Raw genomic sequence first — 19,490 nt, forward strand, 5'->3', positions numbered from 1 at the left:
TTGAATGATATGATAAAAGCGATTTTATTTGATTACGATGATACATTAGTCCAAACGAGGAAAACTCGTTACAACACAATTGATAAACTGTCCAATGAAATCTTTAACACTAAAGTCACAGAAAAGGAAATTGATGAAGCCTGGGGACTTCCCGCCGAAGAATTTTTACTAAAACTCTTTGGGCGATTCTCTACAGATATCCATTATCTTTGGAGTGTTTATGTGGAATTTTCAAAAAAAGATTTGAATGTCCCTCATCTCAATGCGTTTGATTTTATTCATCAATTTCAGAACTCTTTTTTATTTGGGATTGTCACTTCCTCCAGCGAAAAGGTTGTCCATCGCGAATTGAAGGAACTTCAAATCGATACAAATTTGTTTTTAAGGATTCAAGCTGCTGAGCATACAAATGTTCATAAACCAAATCCGAATGTTTTTGAACCCATTTTTCAATTATTGAAAAATGAAAATATAGAGAAGAACGAGGTCATCTATATTGGTGATTCCCCGGCGGATCATGAATCCTCTAGCAAGTTTGGGTTTCATTTCCTTGGCATTGCACATGACAATCGGCATGTCCCTTATTTTCAGGCAAGGAACCTTTCTTTTGTAAGAAGTTTTCGGGACCTAGAAGATTATTTGTTGAATCAAAAAAACTTTAGTTAGTTTCAGAAGTTTGAATTACCTATATCTACTTTTTATGATGAGTCACCAGAAGAGTCAAAGGGGTCAAAGTTATGAAAGATTTTAATGATTGTGTAAATTCCTACAAAGAACAGCTGCAAATCGGGGACATCCGGGAAGCATACACGGGCCTTGTAAAATATGTAACAAAACTAGGAACAAACTTATCTAAAAATCTTTCTAAAAGTTATTCTTTTGGGAGTCTCTTCCAAGGGTATATGGACTATACCTATTTCTATTATTCCAATCAATTTTTAAAAGATAGAAAGTTAAAAATGGGGCTTGTTTTAAACCATTTAGAGATGCAATTTGAAGTTTGGCTTTTGGGACAAACGATTCCCATTCAAGAACGGTATTGGGAATACTTTAAAAATACGAAGTGGAACAAAAAACGAACCACCAAACCACAATATTCCATTCTTGAGACGGTTCTCGTTGAAAATCCAAACTTTAATGATTTGGACAAACTCTCTAAGCAGATTGAGGATGGATTGGTTCATGTAACGGATGAGATTATGAAAGATATCAAAACAAGCAGACTGACTAAATAATTCAATCTGTTTTCCTATCTAGTCTGAGTGATTCAAAAGGTAAGTCAGGGAATGTTTGGGTTTTACTTTCCTTGTATCAGTTTTTGTCTTTTGTATGATCTCCGCTTGTTTTTAGGTTTGAAACAAACTCCGAAATCTAAAAATTCAAGTTGAATCCATTGTACAGTCTGCTTGATTGTTTATCCGACAAATATTGGAATCTCTTGAAATCTTGGGATAGAATATAAACTTGTCTCTATCCCTTCTGTTGTTTAGGAAAATCTATGTCCACTTCTACCGATGAAATCACTTTGGAAACTGTCAAAAATTATTATGGAAAAGTCCTGCAATCGAATAAGGACTTGAAGACTTCCGCTTGTTGCAGTGTGGAAGCGATTCCTAAAGCATACCAATCAGTGATAGCCCAAATCCATCCTGAAGTGAAGGAGAAATTTTACGGATGTGGTTCTCCTTTTCCGCCGCTTTTAGAGGGAAGGATTGTCCTTGATCTTGGCTCTGGTTCCGGTCGAGATGTGTATCTTCTTTCTAAACTTGTTGGCCAAAGTGGTAGAGTCATAGGGATCGATATGACTGAAGAACAATTACAAGTAGCTCAGTCTCACATCGAATACCATCGCGAAATATTCGGTTACGAAAAATCCAACGTGAGTTTTCATAAAGGATATATTGAAGATCTAAAATCAGCAGGAATTGAAGATAATTCCATCGATTTAGTTGTTTCTAATTGTGTCGCAAATCTTTCACCTAACAAAAAATCTGTTTTTACCGAAATCTTTCGTGTTTTAAAACCTGGTGGAGAATTGTATTTTAGTGATGTTTTTGCCGATAAACGGATTCCAAAAGAACTAGCGGAAGATCCGGTTCTTATTGGTGAATGTTTAGGTGGTGCTTTGTATACAGAGGATTTTAGAAGATTACTCTTTCAATTGGGGATTTATGACTTTAGAGTAGTGTCCCAATCAAAACTCGAATTACAAAATGATGAGATTATTAAAAAAGTGGGGAACATCAATTTTTATTCCATTACCTTTCGTGCATTCAAAATTCCATTGGAAGATAAATGTGAAGATTTTGGTCAAGTGGCATTTTACAATGGAACGATTCCAGATTTGCCTCATAATTTTACTTTAGATGACCACCATATACTAGAAACAGGCAAACCTATGTTAGTTTGTGGAAATTCAGCAGATATGCTTTCGAAAACTCACTACAAAGATCATTTCACAATTATCGGGGATAAATCAAAACATTTTGGTCTCTTCGATTGTGGTCCGTCACCAGCAGTTCTTTCTAATCAAAATGGTTCTTCTAATGGGTCAGCAGGGGCTTGTTGTTAATTCGGAAAACATGAATTTAGAATATACCAACTTCCAAAAACTACTCTCGGAATTTTTAGGGACTCTCTTTCTTTTGCTGATTGTCATCGGATCGGGAATTATGGGGGAGTCCTTGGCTTCTGGAAACGCTGCTGTCGCTCTACTTGCCAACGCAATCGCAACAGGAACTGGACTTTATGTTTTGATTCATTTGTTTGGGCCAATCTCTGGGGCTCATTTCAATCCGATTGTCAGTTTGTATTTTCATTTTTCAGAAAAAAAGAAAAAGAAAGACACAATTTTGTTTATCATTGTTCAGATATTAGGCGGGATTTTGGGTGTTTGGCTTTCGCATTTTCTCTTTGAATTGCCAATTCTACAGACTTCCCTTCATATTCGGACAGGTATGGCACAATGGATTTCTGAAATCGTTGCGACTTCTGGACTACTACTGACGATTGTCCTGGGTTTGCGCCACAATCCTTTACAAGTACCAGCACTGGTGGGTTCTTACATCACTGCTGCTTATTGGTTTACTTCCTCCACCTCGTTTGCCAATCCAGCGGTCACTATTGCAAGAACTCTCTCGAATACCTTTGCTGGAATTCGGCCAGAAGATAGTTTGGGATTCATTCTTTCTCAAATCTTAGGATTGGCTTTAAGTTTTTTCATTCTAACTGTGCTTACTAAAGCAGGTAGATCTAAAAGTACAACATCCTAAAGAAACTTGACGACAAGGTGATTCGTGAGTAAAAGTAGTGGGTGGATTGGCTCAGGAAATCGAATCCGATAAAATCATTAAATACAATCAACCTGTTGATTGTATTGGTTTATTGTCTTGGATTTGGAGTCGGAACCATATCTCATGCAATTGATACTTTCCGTTTAGGATTTTTGGGTTATACATTTGCACCCATGGTGTTTAATGTCTTTTGGACTTCTTTACTTTTCTTAGACCCTATTGTGATTTTCCTCTTCTTTTTACATTATCACTTTGCGATTCTTCTTGCGGTCATCATAATGATTTTTGATATTCTAATCAATCTATCATACGGGTTAGTTGCCACAAACCAAAATATCCTTTTGGGTTTGGTGACTCAAATCCCTTTTGGATGTTTCGTTTTTTTCACTGCAAAACATTTGTTTGGTTATGATTCGTTGGCTTCTTTGTTGGAAAGATAGAATGCATGAGAATTCATTCTAAAATAAATCCAAGAATTTATGGTAGATGATCGTGAGAAAAGAACGGGGATATATTTGTATAATTTCCCCGCCCTATTGAGACTGGGAGGGGTTATCCACCCGCCACCCAATGACTCCTTCTACCATATATGCATTGTTTTGTGAATCATATTTGGAAAACACAAAAAAAATCGGTCCCAAAAGTTCGTATTTCGGCGATGATTGCCACATAATACATTTACTGTGATGGATTTGTTGGCCGCAATCGAAGCTACAGCACTGTTTGAGAACTAATCGTTTTAATACCGAGGTTTATCTGTGTATTACCCCTGCCTATATGTCGTGTATGACAAACAAACAAGGTTTAGTCTAATAATCAAGTGGGAGGTAAAGTATTTGTATGCGCCAGCGATAGTAGCGGAAATCCTTTCCCTTTAGGGAAAGATTGGAGCGGATAGCGCGGTCGGGTTTGTAAAAGATGTAGGGCACCTAACGAATTCGAGGCGCCCCACATTTCAGAAAACTTTAAGGTTCCATAAACGGAGATTCTTTTAACCAAAACACCATTACAAAATTGATCAGTGATAAAATGAGAAGGATATATAGAAAGGATATCATTCCCAAAAAGTTCAGACCTAAGATAAATAAAATTCCAGAAACTTGTCCGACAAGGAGTAATAATCCTTGGGAAGTGGATTCCGGAGCTGGTGAAGTAATCTCAGCACAATATTGAAATCCGATAGGTGCTCCAATTCCCAAAAGAAAAAATCCAATCACAATAGAACCGGTGAGTAAGAATATAAAACCTTGGAATAAAGTGAATAAACTAAGGCCTGCTAAAAATCCTGCCATGGCAATGATGAGAAATAATTTTCTTTTTTGTAATTTATCGGAGATGGGAGGTACGATGATTCCGCCGATGATTCCTGCAATGAGCATCACTCCACCAACAAGTCCAGATTCGTCAATGTTGAGTCCTTTGATTTCGCAAATCTGATCAATACAGGTGCTCACTGCATTAAAGACTCCGAGTCCAATCAGAAATAAAAATAAAATCTTTCTCATGTCTTTTTGTTTCCATAAAAAACGAAGTCCTTCCAAAAAGGGGAGTTCGTGATCTTCCCCATGAGTGCTTGGAGATGTGGGAGGTTTTTCTTTGATAAGGATGAGAAAAAGAATGGCTGATGCCACAGAAACAAAACCATAAATCATCATGACTTCAGGAATGGAATTTCCGGATTGAAGTAAGATGGGTGTCAGGATCATCACAAGAATGATTCCTAAAAACTGCGCCAAGGTTCCGAGTGCCACAGCGGTTGCTCTTTCTTGGATGGGAAACCAGAGTACACTAATTTTTGTAACAGCATTCAGTAGAAAGGGTTGTGCGATTGCCAAACCTATTTGGCAGATAAGGACAATTGTATAATCGGCAGCGTAAATCCCTTTGAGTAACCCGCAAACACCTGTTAGTATAGCTCCAAGCCCAACACCTTTTTTGATTCCATAAGTATCAATGACGTAAGAAGCAGGAATAGCGATGAAAACAAAAACTCCGAGGAATACGAGAGAGAGTAAATCAATCTGAAGAGGGCTTACATGATAAAACTCTTTGGCATCTCTGGCGATAGGAGCGTAAGTCAACCACTGTAAACAAATGGTCGCAGTGATGACGATATAAGCAAACAGTACGACCCAACGATATGGATAGAGTTTTGGTTGGTTTTGGCTCATTTTTCGTTCCCTTTCTTTAAGAGCTTTAGATTTGGTTTTGGATCATTCGTTCGGAATAAATTCTCTGTGGAGTTTGTTCTGAGCGAAAAAGATTTGCCATCCGAGCTGATGATTCTAAATCTTTGTGAGTGATCACTCACTTTTTTCCGTTCTCGGGAGAAAAACGACAAACATTCGATTTCGGATGGTTTTTGATTGGGGTGACTTCTCGGGAGTCTTTATGGAATCGGAATACATTCTTACATATGATATAGGAACCACCGGAGTCAAAACCTGTCTCTTCCGGATGTCAGAGGCTTTGGAGCTCGTGCAGTCAGCCACTAGGGAATATACGATCCAACTGTTTGAAAACGGCGGTGCTGAACAAAATCCAGAAGACTGGTGGTTTTCCATGAAGGAAACAACGGCTCAGATTTTGTCACAATCTAAAATAAGTCCCGAGTCCATCCAAGGAATTTCCTTTTGTTCCCAGATGCAAGGCCTTGTGCTTGTTGATTCTAATTTCCAAGTCCTTCGGCCTGCCATGAGTTATATGGACCAAAGAGCTACGGAGGAAATGAAAGCCGGTATTGTCCATGGATTCAAAATTGAAGGAATTAATGCCATTAAACTACTGTTATCTCTTTGGATCACGGGTGCGGTGGCTGCGAGTGTGAAAGATCCCATTTGGAAATACAAATGGGTGCAGAAAAATGAACCAGAGGTCTTTGCGAAAGTAAAGTGGTGGTTTGATGTAAAAGAATTTTTAATCGCGCGTTGTACAAACCAAGCGGTGATGACGAGAGATTCAGCCTTTGCTACTTTTTTATATAACTCAAGGGTAGGCAAAGGAAACTGGAGTGGTTTGCTTTGTAAGTTGTTTGGAGTTCGGTTGGATCATTTGCCAAAGATCATCAATTCATCTGACCGCGTGGGTGGACTCACGAAAGAAGCGGCAGAGTATTTGGGACTCAGAGAAAATATCGCAGTTTTTGGTGGCGGTGGAGATGCATCTCTTATTGGTGTGGGCGCCGGTGCTGTTAGCGAAGGTGACACTCATATCTATGCTGGAACTTCTGGATGGATATCCACTGTGACAAAAAAGAGAACGGTTGATATTGGTGCAAGGATTGCTTCTATCGTTGGTGCCAGAGAAGGTTATTATAATTATTTTGGCGAACAAGAAACTTCAGGTAAATGTTTGCAATGGGTAAAAGACCACTTGGCTCTTGATGAAATTGATCTTTATTTAGAAAAAAAGAAAATCACTGATGGGCCTGATGCAGTTTACGAAAGTTTATTTGAGTTTATGTTTGATTCGATTAAGGACACTGATCCTGGTTCCCATGGAGTGATCTTTACACCTTGGCTTCATGGAAACCGTTGTCCTTTTGAAGACCCAAAAGCAAGAGGGATATTTTTTAACATTAGTTTGAATACTGGAAAAAGAACTCTGATCCGGGCTGTTGTGGAAGGGATTCTTTTTCATAAACGTTGGATACTTGAACTTTCAAATAGCAAAATGCATACTTCTCATACAATTCGGTTTGTGGGAGGTGTGGCAAGGTCTGCATTTATCTGTCAGCTGTTAGCTGACATCACTGGAAAAACCATTGAAAGGGTGGTTCACCCGGAAAACGTTGGCGCCATGGGAGCGGCAGCTATCGTGGCTTTTGGAATTGGAAAAATTCAAAAATACGAAGAGATCAAGTCTATGATACCTATTTTGGACAGGTGGATTCCGGATGCGGACCATAAAAAAATCTATGATAGAAACTTTAAGGTCTTTAAAAATCTTTATAAAAGTAATCAGAAAAACTTTGCCAATTTAAATAGATAAGTTTGGGGAAACGGTATGGGGAAACAGAGTATAGAATTCAAAAAAGAAAGTCTAGGAAAACCAATTGCCATAGGCAGGTCGGCGGATTTGTATGCGTTAGAAGATCATAAAATTCTAAAGCTATTTTTTCCTGACGCAAAGGAATCAGAAATTGATTTAGAAGTAGAGAATACTGTTGAAGCCTACAATCAAAAAGCATCTAAGATGAGATGTTATGGAAAGGCCAAGGTCGACAATCGGTTCGGAATCATTTTTGACCGAGTGGAAGGGATTTCTCTCACCAAACTTCCTGATAAAAATCCTCTGGAATTGTTTAATATTGCGGGAACGCTCGCTCGTCTGCATTACGGAATCCACCAAATCAAATCTGATAAATACAAAGATATCAAAGATGTATTGAATGGATGTTTGTCGTCAGAACCTTTGTCTTTTTTAAGTTCAGGAGAAAAGGCAAAAGTAAAATCATACATTGCTGGATTGCCAAACGGTAATTCTATTCTTCATTTGGACTTTCATCCTGAAAACGTAATCGTCCAAGGCAAAGAAGAAATCATCATTGATTGGATGACGGCAGCCAAGGGAAATACAGCAGCTGATGTAGCTTTTACATTTCTTTTGTTTACGGATGCCGAACTTTGGCCGGGAACTCCTAAATTAAAAATTATTTTTTATACTCTCATTCGCAAGTTTATCCTCCGCGGGTATCTGAAAGCATATAAACATTTAAGCGGAATTACCGATGCAGAGATTGCCGCTTGGAGGCTTCCAGCCCTCATTCTCCGTTTGGGTCTTTGGAACATCGAAAGTGAAAGAGAGAGGTTACGATCACAAATTAGTCGTTTGGTGGAGCTTGGAGGGAAGGTATGAATTTGAAGCTGGATCGTTTTGTCGAATCATACGAAGGAGAAGAGTTTGATGTGACCGTCGTTGGTGGAGGAATCACTGGGGCTGCTCTCGCTTATGAAGCAGCAAGTCGTGGTTATACGGTTGCTCTTGTTGAAAAAAAAGATTTCGGTGGAGCTACATCGGCTGCGACCGGGAAACTCATTCATGGTGGACTTCGTTATCTAAAACAATTTGAGATTGGTCTTGTCAGAGAAGCACTCAAAGAAAGACGAATTCTCTCTAACATAGCACCCAATTTAGTTTATCCTTATCCTATGGTACTACCAAAACCTGGACTTGTTGCAAGGCTCGGGCTTTTCGTGTATGACCTTTTATCTTTTGATAGTAAGTGGACTTGGGATGAATCCAAACAAATTCCGAATCATAAATATTATAAACGTAAAACACTGCTCGAAAAGAATTTAGGCGATTTTGAAGATGCTGCCTACTTTTATGATGCAATCTGTTTGAGTCCTGAAAGATTAACTCTTAGTTTTTTGAAATCGGCAGCAGCTTATGGAGCCAAACTTTCCAACTACACTGTTGTTGAGGATCTGCTTTGGCAGGATCAAAAAGTAGTAGGTTTACGAGTTCGTGATGCCATTACAAGTAAAGAACATCAAATTCGTTCAAAGGTAACCATCAATGCTTCTGGCCCTTGGACTCATGAAATCCTTTCCAAATCTCCAAAAACAGAACAACCAATGCCGAAAAAAAGATCGGAAGGGATTTATATCATCACAAAAAAATTAACAAATATAATGACACTTTATGTGGGAAGTAAAGGGCATTTTAGTTTTGCTCCGTGGAGAGGTCATTCTATGATTGGGCCAACGGAAAAATCTTACTTCGGTAAGGTGGAAGATTGGAAATTAACAAAAGAAAGTATTTCTGAACTAATTGATTATATCAACGAAACTTCCCATATCAAAGAAAAGTTATCTGTTGATGATGTTGTTTTTGCTTACGGTGGCCTTCGTCCTCTGGTGGAAAGTTCTGATGATACTTATTCTGCTTCTAGAAGATCGGAACTTTATGATCATTCAAGGGATGGAGTAGAAGGGTTAATCACTGCTGCTGGTGGGAAATACACAACTAGCCGGCACTTTGCAGAATCGATCTTGAAACGGATTCAAAAGAAATTACATAAGAAAAGCACACCTAATATTTCCGCAAAACAGTATTTATATGCTTCGCAGATTCCTAATGTGGAAATATTCATCCAAGGAGCACAGAAACAAAATACTGATTTTTCTGAAAAAACGATCGATTATCTGATTCGTCACTACGGCTTACATTACGAAATCATTTTGGAACTTGCGAGAAAAAACAAAAATCTGGCAGCTGTTTTGAATCCAGACGGAGAGATCTTAGCAGAAGTAGTTTATGCGATTCGTTATGAGATGGCAAAATCCCTCAGTGACGTTTTCTTAAGAAGAACAGGGCTTGGAACTTTGGGTATCCTTTCCGATGAAATTATGAAGGCAATCATTGATACAGCCTCTACAGAATGGAATTGGTCGGGAGAGACAAAAAAGAAAGAAACAGAAACAATTTATAAAACGTTAAAATTACCTGTTTGATTCTTCCCGTCCTATAATTTTCGGCTGACAAGGATCACTTTTCCCGTTTATCCTTTTTATGTATGGGCAAAGTGATCACCATTGATACCGAATATGCAAACTTCCCGGAAGTGGCATCGGCTTATCTGATAGAAGAAGAAGGTCGAGGAGTGGTGGTGGAAACCAATACCACTCACGCCATCCCTAGGATTTTAAAAACCATGGATTCTTCGGGAGTTAAACCACAAAACTTAGATTATGTGATTGTCACCCATGTCCATCTGGACCATGCCGGGGGAGCCTGGGCATTACTCGAAGCCTGTCCTAATGCAATCCTACTGGCTCATCCCAAAACCGCCAAACATTTGATGGATCCGAGTTTACTCATAAGAAGTGCAACATCCGTGTATGGAAAAGAGAATTTTGATTCCTTATACGGCGAAATCAAACCCATCCCCAAAGAAAGAATTCGGATCATGGAAGATGGGGAATGGCTTACTTGGCAAGATCATTCCTTTCAGTTTATCTATACTAGAGGGCATGCCAACCATCACTTCTGTATTTATGATAGGAAAACAAATGGGATTTATACGGGAGACTCTTTTGGAATTTCTTATCCTCATTTAGAAAATGGGAAACGTTTTATTTTCCCAACAACCACACCCACTGACTTTGATTCTGTGGAAGCCAAACGTTCTCTCGATCTAATTTTAGAAACAGGAGCTGAGGTGGCTTATTTAACTCATTTTGGTCCCATCGGGGATTTAAAAGGCAAGGCAGAGGATCTAAAAGAAGGACTCAGTCTTTGTCAGGAAGCCATATCGCAGTTGGGAAATGTAACCAAAGAAGAAAGATTACCTTTGATGGAATCAAAAGTAGAAAATATGATCCAAACTCTTGCAAACAAACATTCCATTACGCTTACCGAATTGGATTGGAAATTATTACGATTGGATGTGAATCTCAATGCACAAGGTTTGGTGTATGCGTTTGAAAAGAACCAAACAAAAAGTTAAGGATCGATTTTTGTTGAAAGACTTTTCCTTTGTTTTCTCTTTTGTTTTTGCTTTGGGTGTTGTTTTATTTTTGTCCCAGTGTTCTCTCACATCCAAATCAAAAATTTCCAAAGAACCTCAAATCCAAATTCATTTTCTATCAAAGGATTTTGAAGAAACCAAATCCATTCCCTCTTCAATGTTTGAATCCAAAGATCTACTCGTTTTACTCGCAGAGTTATCCAAAAAAGAAGACCCAGCCATGCGTTTTATTTCGACAACCCGCACAGAAGAAATTATGGAAGTGAATGGAAAATCAAATTCCTGGACAGCGGGTTGGGTGGTCTATGTCAATGAGGAAAGGATGGATGGAGTGCAGATGAAACGCGGTGTTCGCGTGAGTCCCAGTGACAAAATTGAAATTCGGTATGAGGCCGTAGAGCGCGTGTTTGGTCGCCCTACGCCATAACCCATTTTTTAGCGAATCGAAATGGTTCTTAAGAATATGCATCTATTGACACATTCCGATTCAGTGAATTAGTGATTTAATTTTTATCTAAGAGTTGTGAGTTCTCTGTAAGCTCTGACAAATCCATCGGACATGGTTTTTGCGAATGTGAGAGAGATCCTTGCTTTTTCTGCAGCAATCATCACATCATGAAGTTCCACAGAGTTCGGATCAAAAACGATTTTTTGTGTGAGTTCATCTGCTTCTACTTGTTGGTCATTCACCTGTTCAAAGGCTTTTTTCAAAGCATCCCCAAAAGTTCCAGCCACTTCATCAGGGGACTTGGCTTCATTGGTTTTTCCATAGTGGCGTTCATCAGAACGAAAGATTCCTACCTTGTCTCCTTGCGGGAGAAGGGAATAGGGTTTGTAGGTTTGGGAACTCATATTGGAAATGCGGTCAATGGCCATGGGTGTTTCCTCATTCTAAACATCGGCCAAATCGAGAAAACCTAAAGAAAAAAATTATGTCACATTAAAAAAAGGGAAAATGATGGGGTCTGGGTCGGACGTTTAAGCCCGACCGATCTCCATGGCCTTGTTCATCATGGCTTTGGAACCATTGATGAGTTGGACATTGGCCTCATAAGAACGGGAAGCCGAAATCATATCAGTCATCTCTGTAACGATATTGATATTGGGAAGTTCGACGTATCCTTTTTTCGGGCCAGTTTGGATGGCGTCGGGATGGGTGGGATCATAAGTCAAACGAAGAGGGCTCATATCCTTTTCGATTTTCATTACCTTCACTCCTTTGCCTTCGCCAGGAGCCACACCAAAAGGATAAACAGGGCTTTTCCAATTGGTTCTTAAGTTAATCGGTGTTAGGATGACGCGGTCTCTACGAAAAGGGCCATCTCCATTGGTATTTCTCGTTGTGGTTGAGTTCGCAATGTTATTGGAGATCACATCCATCCGGAGTCTTTGCGCAGAAAGTCCAGTGGCCGAAATATTAATCGAATCAAACATTCCCATAACTTACTCCTTAGTTGGTCCTCATTACGATGTTGAGAAGGCGGTTGTTTTGGTTCAAACGATCAATCATAAGGCTGTAACTCATTTGGTTTTGGTTGGCTTCCACCACTTCCTTTTCAATGTCCACGTTGTTTCCATCGGGTCTCATTGTAGTCAGATAATCCAAATTCGTTTTGGGTTTGGCATCCCGGTAGTCTAAAGGTTTAAAAAATTCAATATGACGGTCGTTTGTGATCTTCGTAGGAACTGCTTTGTCCTTTTCGATTTTTTCCGACTCGATCGCACGTTTCAGCATAGATTCGAAAACCACTTCCGAACGTTTGAAGTTAGGAACGTCCGCATTGGCGATATTGTCTGTAATCACTTTTCGTCTTTGGGTCGCGGCTCCAAGGCCTCGTTCCAAAAGGTCTTGAGTTTTCATGAAATGTGTTGCTTCAAACATATTTCTCTTCCTCTCTACATTCCCAATCGACCGGTTTTTCTTCCCCCTAAAGCATTTTATGTCCCTTCTGTATGATTTTTTTTGGCGGCCCCAATGGTTGGGAAAAACGAGGCTAGGGGCGCTGGCAGGGTCGGGCTCTCCCTCCAATCCTCCCTAGACTTTCTGCTGTATGGACAAAACCATAAAACCATTCGGGGAGGGATTTCCGCTCGATCCCTGCCGTGGGGATGAGAACTAAAATCCGAGTTCTGCGAGGGATTTGTTCGACCAAACCGGAGTCCTGCCGGCTCGGATATATCGCACTGCTTTTGATTCCACTGAAACGATATGTAACCCAAATTCTGTGAAACGATTGGATTGGAATACAATCTCTTTTCCGTTAGGTGAAAAGTCTGGTGCAGAATCATTGTAATTCCCAAAAGTGAGTTGTGAGACTTCATTTGTTTCCACATTTGTAATATAGATATGAGTATAGTCTCCACCACCACTACGAGCCGAAGTAAAGGTAACCCACTTTCCATCAGGAGACCATTTCGGATCAGCATCAGAGCCTAAATCTACATCGGGATGTGCAAAATTAGAAACTTGCGAATTGGTTAAATCCATCATATATAGTCTAGATGGAAATGTTCCCGCAAAGTCTTTGTTAGATTGAAAAACGAGTTTGGTTCCATCAGCAGATATTCCTGGAGCTGCATGGAGTTTATCACCTCCTTCGTATAAGGTAGATTCCGTCCCTGTTTGCAAATCATGTTTGACCAACCGAAGTTTCGATGGTGCAAAATAAGTTCCGCGTTGGAATACGATTGCAGTTTCATCGGGAAACCAAGCGGCGCGTTGGTTTTCATCGGGTGCGGCAGTATTCGTGATTCTTCTCACCGTCTTTGATGGAAAATCTAAAGTGTAAATTTCAGGTCGATTGTGTCCGTGAGTCGTTCTGCGACTATTAAAAGCAAGACTAGTACCTGATGGACTCCAACGCGGTGCTAAATCTCGCCCCACATTCTCTGTGACATTGATGGTTCGATTTTCCTTGGGGCTATATAGATAAATTTCATCATCCTTGTCAGGATCAAAAGCATAAGCAATCGTACCGTCATTACTCATCGCATTGAAAAGAGCCAAACCCAAGACAAAATCACCGACTTTGTCGTCATCCTTAGTCCCACAACCAACCACTCCAAAACTGCATAAGAACAATACTAGATATTTAAACATAAAACCTCTAAAACCAATTTTCGCAAAAGCAACTATGTTGCAACTAGTAAATGCAATTTTGTTGCATTTACTATCGATTGAAAGTCGGTGGAAAAGGTGAGCCGGTTACTTTGGGAACTGATGATAAGGAGTAAGCCGCTTGTCTTTGCAACTAACTATAAAAGGACAAACAAGACTTTCGAAAGAAACTTACTTTGAATCGTTGAGAATTCTTTTTGTTTGATTCTATAGTAGTGAAACTAGTTATTTTCTTAGGATCAGAATTGCTAAGTAAGATATTTTATACTGGAAAATAAGAATTCATGAATACTGATTAAAAAATCGAAAGAATTGTTTTGATATAAACGAAACTATAAAAAATAACATCAGTAAGGTTCCATTTTGAAAGAAAATCGAGGGATTTTTTTTGGACATTCAAAACTTGAGGGTTACTTAGAATTAAAGTAGCAAGAGAGATCAGATTTGTTAAAATAATGATCAAAAAGAAAGGGGTGATCCAATTTTGTTTCGTTCTCTTTTTGAATGAATAAAAGATAAAAAGGATTAATAGAATCAGATGTATATAGGTTGAGGTTACAAACGAAATAGGCAATTTTTCAATCAGCCCCTCTTCTATAAAATTTCCGAGAATTACAAGAGAAAAGCTAAGTACTAGACCCCAGAGAATGAAAGAGAGTATTCCAGAAAGAACAATCAAAGTAGTTTTCATTTTAATCTTCTGAGGTAGTTTTAGATTTTTTCGAAAGGATTGACAACCATTTATGTATGCGACTTCCGCTGATTGGTTCACAAAATCTGCGATTTCACTTTGGCAGTCTTGTTATCATTCTTTCGAGTTTCTATCTTTTTGTCCTAGCTTCCAATTCGAGAACCATGGATTGGAGGCGTTTGTGATTTGCTAAAAACCAATCAGAAAAAATTCCCACAATCCCACGGAATAATTGGATGGGAGCCCAGCGAGCCGGAACAATGATTCTTGCTTTTCTTCGGGTGAGTCCTTTGACAAAAGATCTGGCAACTACTTCTGGAGGGATGGCTTTCCTTAAAAAAAACGGAAATCCAATTTCTCGCATCTTTGTTGTTAAATGATCGCCTCCAAAAACACCTTCCGTGAGTGGAGTGGCAATCCAACCAGGATATAAAACACTCGCACTGGTACCTCTGCCTGCAAGTTCTGCACGAAGTGACCTTGTCAACATTTCGATTCCTGCTTTGGAGGTTGCATAAGGTGCATTACACATTCCATTTGTGAATGCATAGATAGATGAGGTCACAACCACTTGGCCTTTATTTTTAACAATTTCAGGTAAGGTGGTTTTGATTGTCCGCCAAACACCGAGTAAATCCACGTCTAAAATTTTTTCAAATTCATTCGCATCACAATTAAAAACAGTGTAAGCAGATTCTTTCCAAGAGATTCCCGCATTGGCTAATACAATATCCATTTTACCGAAGGTGGAAAGAGTGAGTTCGAAAACTTTTTGTATGGATTTCCAATCAGTTACGTCCATCTTTTTTGCCAGAACTCTTTCTTTTGAAAATTCAGATGCCAATGCATCTACTGAAGTTTGAGATATATCGGTTAAAACGAGTTTAGCTCCTTGGGCATACAGTTCTCGTGCGCAGGCCGCTCCAATCCCTCCTGAAGCACCGGTGATGAGAACTACTTTATCTTTGATATCATAAACCATAAACTTTCCCCTGATTGCTGTTAGATACAGCTTAAGGTGACGAACGGTCAACTGCTTAATCAAAAGGAACCATTTGAGTGTTTTGTTTATTGATTCATCTTTTATATTAGTTCTTTGATCTTTTGTTCTAGAAGTAGAATTTCCTTACTTGATTTGGTCAATTGTATTGCTTTTTGGTAGTGCATAGAAGCTAGATCATTTTTAGAATTAGAATACAAATAACCAAGAAGAGAATGGTAATCGCGATTTTTATAATCGGAATAGTTTTTTACTTCTTCCAGGGCTTTTGTTTTTCCGTTTACCTTGGAATAGGCAAAAATTCGATTTAAGATCACTGAGGGAGAACTGTAAATTTCTAAGAAACTATCGTAAATACTGAGAATATACTTCCACTTTTCTAAGGATTCTTCTTGCGTATGCCAGTAGGCAATGGCTGCTTCATAATGATATCTTGATCGTGATGTTGGGCTAAATGCTTCTAAAAAATATTCATTCCCTTTTTGTATTAGTTCCTGATCCCATTTTGATTTATCTTGTTCTGCGAAAATAACAACAGATCCATGATCGTTGGTCCGGGCATCTAATCGTGATGCCTGAAAACAAAAAAGTGACATGAGAGCGAGTAACTCAGGTGTTTTTGTAAGTTCTGTCTCCATAAGAGAGAGGCCAAGATTCATTGCTTGTTTAATCAAATCTAAACGAATCACAGAATCTTTTGTTTTTGAAGAATAACCTTCATTGAATAAAAGATAAATTGTTAAAAGGACGGAGTCCATCCTTAGTTGGATTTCATCAATTGTCAGATTTTTGATTTCAAAGTTGGATTGGCGTAGTTGTTCTCTTGCTCGAAACAAAATTTTTTTTATAGCTTCTTTATTGGAATGAAGAGCAAATCCAATTTCTTCTACGCTGAAACCACATAAGATTTGTAGGCTTAAACAAACCCTACTTTTTGGAGAAATCGAATTTTCGCAAACGGCGAATATCATTGCGAGTTTGCTATCGGTAATTAAACTTTCTTCAAAACTAATTTCAGGAAGTTCTTCTGAATTTAAATTGATTATGTTTTTTAGGTTTTTAGTTTCTGATGTTTTTTTTCTAAAACCATCTTTTGTTATATTTTTGGCAACAGTATAGAGCCAAGCTGATGGGTTTTCGGGGATCCCATTTTGTGGCCAAATTTCTGCAGCTCTTAAGAATGTTTCTGCAATAATGTCTTCAACAATATCGAGATCTTTCAAACTAAAATGACGGCATAAAACAGCTGTCATTTTAGTTTGTTCTTTTCTGAACAAATCAGAAAGAATGCTGACTCCTTGATTAGCCATTGTCATCTGGAGTTACAATTTTTCTAACTTCAACATTTCCTCCAATTTTCAAAATAGGACAGTCTTTTGCAATTTCAATTGCTTCGTCTAACGTCTGCGTTCTGACAACTATGTATCCGTTGATAAATTCTTTAATTTCTGTATAAGGACCATCTGTGACCAGATTACCAGGGTGGACAGTTTTTGCATCAGAGATGGCCAAACGATTTCCTTTGTCTGCCAATTGGTCCTTTGCAGCAATGTTTGTCATCCAACCCAACCATTCCTCCATAATTTTTTGCATCTGTTCTGGAGATGGTCTTTCGCCTTCTTTGTTGCTGTTTCTGAAAATTAAAGTGAATTCTTTCATTTTTTACCTCGTATCAATGAAACGTTTCACCTAGAAAAAAGGGGACATAGAATATAAAAAATTCTTTGGATCATTTTGAATTTTTTATTAGCAAATTCCACTACGCAAGAAATGAACCCAAGGAATTTGCTAATTTTAAAACAAGGTTATGAAACTAAAACTTCCGTCGCTATTTTTGTTTTTGATTTTCTCTCTTTTGATTTCCTTTCCCTCTCTTCTACCACTTGTTCGTAGTAGGTTTCGTAGTATGGAAAGTTAGTTCCCATCAAACGATCCCAAACATTGAAGTAGAGAGAGTAGTTACCTTGAAACTTTTGGTGGTGGAGGTTGTGGTGAGTGGATGTGTTGATCCATTTGGTGATGGGGTGAGAAGCCCAACCTTTAGGAAAAAATTCATAACCTAAGTGCCACCAAATATTCAATACCATTGCATAGAAGGTATGAAAGAGTAACACATAAAAATGAATCGGAACAACCATAACAAAGGGAACAATATAGATTGCTTCTAAAAATGCTTCTGTTGCTTGGAACCTATAAGCTGCGAGTGGAGATGGATTCACAGATTGGTGGTGTTCCGAATGCACATGTGGATATACTTTTTTTAGATGAGCAAATCGGTGCATCCAGTAGAACCAAGTCTCATGCCAAATGGTAATCAGTGCAAAACTAAGGAAGATATATCCAATCCCTGACCAACCAGAAACAGGCCCAAAGTAAACAGCACTTGGAAGGAGTTTCGCTTTTACCAAAGTGATATTCGTCACCGCAATGAGTGTGAAAACAATGAGTGTCACTGCCGATTGGCGGAATTCTTTCCAAACCTTTTCTGCTTTGGGGTAAACTTTCTGAATCCGATACGTTTCAAAAAAATCCTTTCGCCAAACATAGAATAATAGAAATGCCAATCCTGCGATAGGATAGTAACGTAAAAAATTCAATACACCTTGTGCCAACCCAATCTTGGTCACACAATCTAAAACTAATTCACACTGAACTGGTCCACCAAACATAGATCTCTCCTAATTGCTTTGAGATTGAATCCATTCTAACAGAAACTGAAAACAGGATCGACCGGATCGGTAAAGCCGGAATAAAAAAAGGTTCCGATTTGGCCCAACCGGATTAGTGTTCTAGAGACTTCCTAAACTCACTAGGACTTGTACCTACTTCCCTTTTGAAGGCATCATAGAATGTGGACTTGGATGGAAACCCAACGTCATAAGCAATGGTTAGGATATTCCTTTCTGGATGAGAGGAAAATAACTCTTTTGCCTCTCGAATGCGGTAGTGATTGACCAAATGAAAAAAACTCTTTTTTTGATGTAGGTTTAAATATTCGGAGAGTTGGTGTTCGGAAAGATTCATTTCTTTGGCTAATTTTTCTAAATTGATACTTTCGTCTCGGTAGATCCTTTCCTCTTCCATAAGTTTTCTCAATTGGTTTTGGAGAGTTTCCAGGTTGAATCCTCCCAATTGAGAGGTTCGGTATTTTTTCTCTTCGATGACAATCCTTTGCACTTCCCCCCAAAGTTCAGGACTTCGTTGTCTTAGTAAATAAACACCAATGAGAAGTAAGGCGATGAGAGTGGATACAATTTCTAGTCCATGCCTTTGGTGGAAAAAAAGTGTATAAATTCCAACTAAACTTGCAAAAGCCCCAATCCCTACAACAATTCCCACAAAACGGAGATGAGCTGAACTTTTAAACCTCTCTAGGCGAATGTATTTGATCATATTGGAAAAAACGTAAAAAGCTGCATAAAGTATAGGCAAAACTGCGATGAGGATGGTGATTTGAAAGAGGACTGGAACTCCTTGGGTTAGGTATCGGGAGAGGATGGCAATTTTTTCCTCTGCAGAAGAAGTATAAAACGGAATCAGAAGTAGAGTTACAATACCTGCAGGAACTAACTCCCAAATCGAAAATCGATTTTGATCAGGACTTTCCTCCCAAAGCTCTGAAAAATAACGTTTGAGAAGGGCTCCAATACATGCGGTAAAAGGCAAATGGATCAAATTAAAATGAGGAAAAAAATAGTAAAGTCCCGTACATGCAAAAAAGGTATGTGTCTGGAACATAGCGGCAAAGAGAAATAACAAACCTTGGACTTTGGTTTGGCCCGTTGTATTTTTTCTCAGGAATTCTCCGCATGCAAAGAGAAGAGAAAGTCCTGCAGAAAAGACAATCAAATAGCTGATTAAATTCCGCATCAAGGTTCATCTTTTAATCAATCGATTGGATTGTAAAATAAAAT

At 38.8% G+C, this 19,490-nt stretch carries 20 protein-coding genes; 10 read left to right on the top strand and 10 right to left on the bottom strand.

Going from position 1 to position 19,490, the window contains the following annotated elements:
- The first annotated feature begins 9 nt into the window (after positions 1-9).
- The 5 genes from CH361_RS06300 (at position 10) to CH361_RS06320 (ending at position 3,733) form a co-directional block, all read left to right on the top strand.
- Complete coding sequence (locus CH361_RS06300) at positions 10-666, top strand: HAD family hydrolase (RefSeq protein WP_100790053.1); 657 nt, start codon at positions 10-12, stop codon at positions 664-666.
- 71 nt (positions 667-737) lie between these two features.
- On the top strand, positions 738-1,235 hold the full coding sequence (locus CH361_RS06305; RefSeq protein WP_100789953.1) for a DUF7000 family protein: 498 nt from the start codon (positions 738-740) through the stop codon (positions 1,233-1,235).
- Positions 1,236-1,498: 263 nt separating this feature from the next.
- The gene (locus CH361_RS06310) at positions 1,499-2,572 is read left to right on the top strand and encodes a methyltransferase domain-containing protein (protein WP_100789954.1); all 1,074 of its coding nucleotides are present in this window, start codon (positions 1,499-1,501) and stop codon (positions 2,570-2,572) included.
- Between the two features lie 10 nt (positions 2,573-2,582).
- On the top strand, positions 2,583-3,272 hold the full coding sequence (locus tag CH361_RS06315) for an aquaporin (RefSeq protein WP_100789955.1): 690 nt from the start codon (positions 2,583-2,585) through the stop codon (positions 3,270-3,272).
- Between the two features lie 95 nt (positions 3,273-3,367).
- Positions 3,368-3,733, top strand: a complete 366-nt coding sequence (locus tag CH361_RS06320) for a hypothetical protein (RefSeq protein WP_244279636.1) — start codon at positions 3,368-3,370, stop codon at positions 3,731-3,733.
- A gap of 525 nt (positions 3,734-4,258) precedes the next feature.
- Here CH361_RS06320 and CH361_RS06325 read toward each other — a convergent pair.
- Positions 4,259-5,464 (bottom strand): MFS transporter, encoded by a 1,206-nt coding sequence (locus tag CH361_RS06325; protein ID WP_100789956.1) that lies wholly within the window; start codon positions 5,462-5,464, stop codon positions 4,259-4,261.
- 220 nt (positions 5,465-5,684) lie between these two features.
- On the opposite strand from CH361_RS06325, the gene CH361_RS06330 reads away from it, so the two are divergent.
- The 5 genes from CH361_RS06330 (at position 5,685) to CH361_RS06350 (ending at position 11,194) form a co-directional block, all read left to right on the top strand.
- On the top strand, positions 5,685-7,283 hold the full coding sequence (locus tag CH361_RS06330) for a xylulokinase (protein WP_100790055.1): 1,599 nt from the start codon (positions 5,685-5,687) through the stop codon (positions 7,281-7,283).
- Between the two features lie 15 nt (positions 7,284-7,298).
- Entirely contained in the window at positions 7,299-8,150 is an 852-nt protein-coding gene (locus tag CH361_RS06335) for an aminoglycoside phosphotransferase family protein (RefSeq protein WP_100789957.1), read from the top strand.
- Complete coding sequence (locus CH361_RS06340) at positions 8,147-9,751, top strand: glycerol-3-phosphate dehydrogenase/oxidase (protein ID WP_100789958.1); 1,605 nt, start codon at positions 8,147-8,149, stop codon at positions 9,749-9,751. Before CH361_RS06335 ends, CH361_RS06340 begins: the two co-directional genes overlap by 4 nt.
- 62 nt (positions 9,752-9,813) lie before the next feature.
- Entirely contained in the window at positions 9,814-10,746 is a 933-nt protein-coding gene (locus CH361_RS06345; protein WP_100789959.1) for an MBL fold metallo-hydrolase, read from the top strand.
- Positions 10,715-11,194 (top strand): hypothetical protein, encoded by a 480-nt coding sequence (locus CH361_RS06350; RefSeq protein WP_100790056.1) that lies wholly within the window; start codon positions 10,715-10,717, stop codon positions 11,192-11,194. Before CH361_RS06345 ends, CH361_RS06350 begins: the two co-directional genes overlap by 32 nt.
- An 83-nt stretch (positions 11,195-11,277) precedes the next feature.
- Here CH361_RS06350 and fliE read toward each other — a convergent pair whose 3' ends face one another.
- The 9 genes from fliE to CH361_RS06400 form a co-directional block, all read right to left on the bottom strand.
- Positions 11,278-11,643, bottom strand: coding sequence for a flagellar hook-basal body complex protein FliE (fliE, locus tag CH361_RS06355; protein WP_100789960.1), 366 nt, complete (start codon positions 11,641-11,643; stop codon positions 11,278-11,280).
- Between the two features lie 102 nt (positions 11,644-11,745).
- Entirely contained in the window at positions 11,746-12,207 is a 462-nt protein-coding gene (flgC, locus tag CH361_RS06360) for a flagellar basal body rod protein FlgC (protein ID WP_002975027.1), read from the bottom strand.
- A 10-nt stretch (positions 12,208-12,217) separates the two neighbouring features.
- Positions 12,218-12,649: a flagellar basal body rod protein FlgB gene (gene flgB / locus CH361_RS06365; RefSeq protein ID WP_002975016.1), complete on the bottom strand. Its 432-nt coding sequence runs from the start codon at positions 12,647-12,649 to the stop codon at positions 12,218-12,220.
- 234 nt (positions 12,650-12,883) lie between these two features.
- A complete protein-coding gene (locus tag CH361_RS06370) occupies positions 12,884-13,867 on the bottom strand; it encodes a PD40 domain-containing protein (RefSeq protein WP_100789961.1) in 984 nt (327 codons plus the stop codon).
- Between the two features lie 839 nt (positions 13,868-14,706).
- Positions 14,707-15,558 (bottom strand): SDR family NAD(P)-dependent oxidoreductase, encoded by an 852-nt coding sequence (locus CH361_RS06380; RefSeq protein ID WP_100789963.1) that lies wholly within the window; start codon positions 15,556-15,558, stop codon positions 14,707-14,709.
- A gap of 101 nt (positions 15,559-15,659) precedes the next feature.
- Positions 15,660-16,886: an RNA polymerase sigma factor gene (locus CH361_RS06385; protein WP_244279638.1), complete on the bottom strand. Its 1,227-nt coding sequence runs from the start codon at positions 16,884-16,886 to the stop codon at positions 15,660-15,662.
- On the bottom strand, positions 16,879-17,235 hold the full coding sequence (locus CH361_RS06390; protein WP_100789965.1) for a YciI family protein: 357 nt from the start codon (positions 17,233-17,235) through the stop codon (positions 16,879-16,881). The genes CH361_RS06385 and CH361_RS06390 overlap by 8 nt, the downstream gene beginning before the upstream one ends.
- A 146-nt stretch (positions 17,236-17,381) precedes the next feature.
- Positions 17,382-18,245 (bottom strand): sterol desaturase family protein, encoded by an 864-nt coding sequence (locus CH361_RS06395; protein ID WP_100789966.1) that lies wholly within the window; start codon positions 18,243-18,245, stop codon positions 17,382-17,384.
- A gap of 112 nt (positions 18,246-18,357) precedes the next feature.
- Positions 18,358-19,446, bottom strand: a complete 1,089-nt coding sequence (locus CH361_RS06400; RefSeq protein ID WP_100789967.1) for an AraC family transcriptional regulator — start codon at positions 19,444-19,446, stop codon at positions 18,358-18,360.
- Positions 19,447-19,490 lie beyond the last annotated feature (44 nt).

This window comes from Leptospira brenneri (assembly GCF_002812125.1).
In the GTDB taxonomy this organism is placed as follows: Bacteria; Spirochaetota; Leptospiria; order Leptospirales; family Leptospiraceae; genus Leptospira_A; species Leptospira_A brenneri.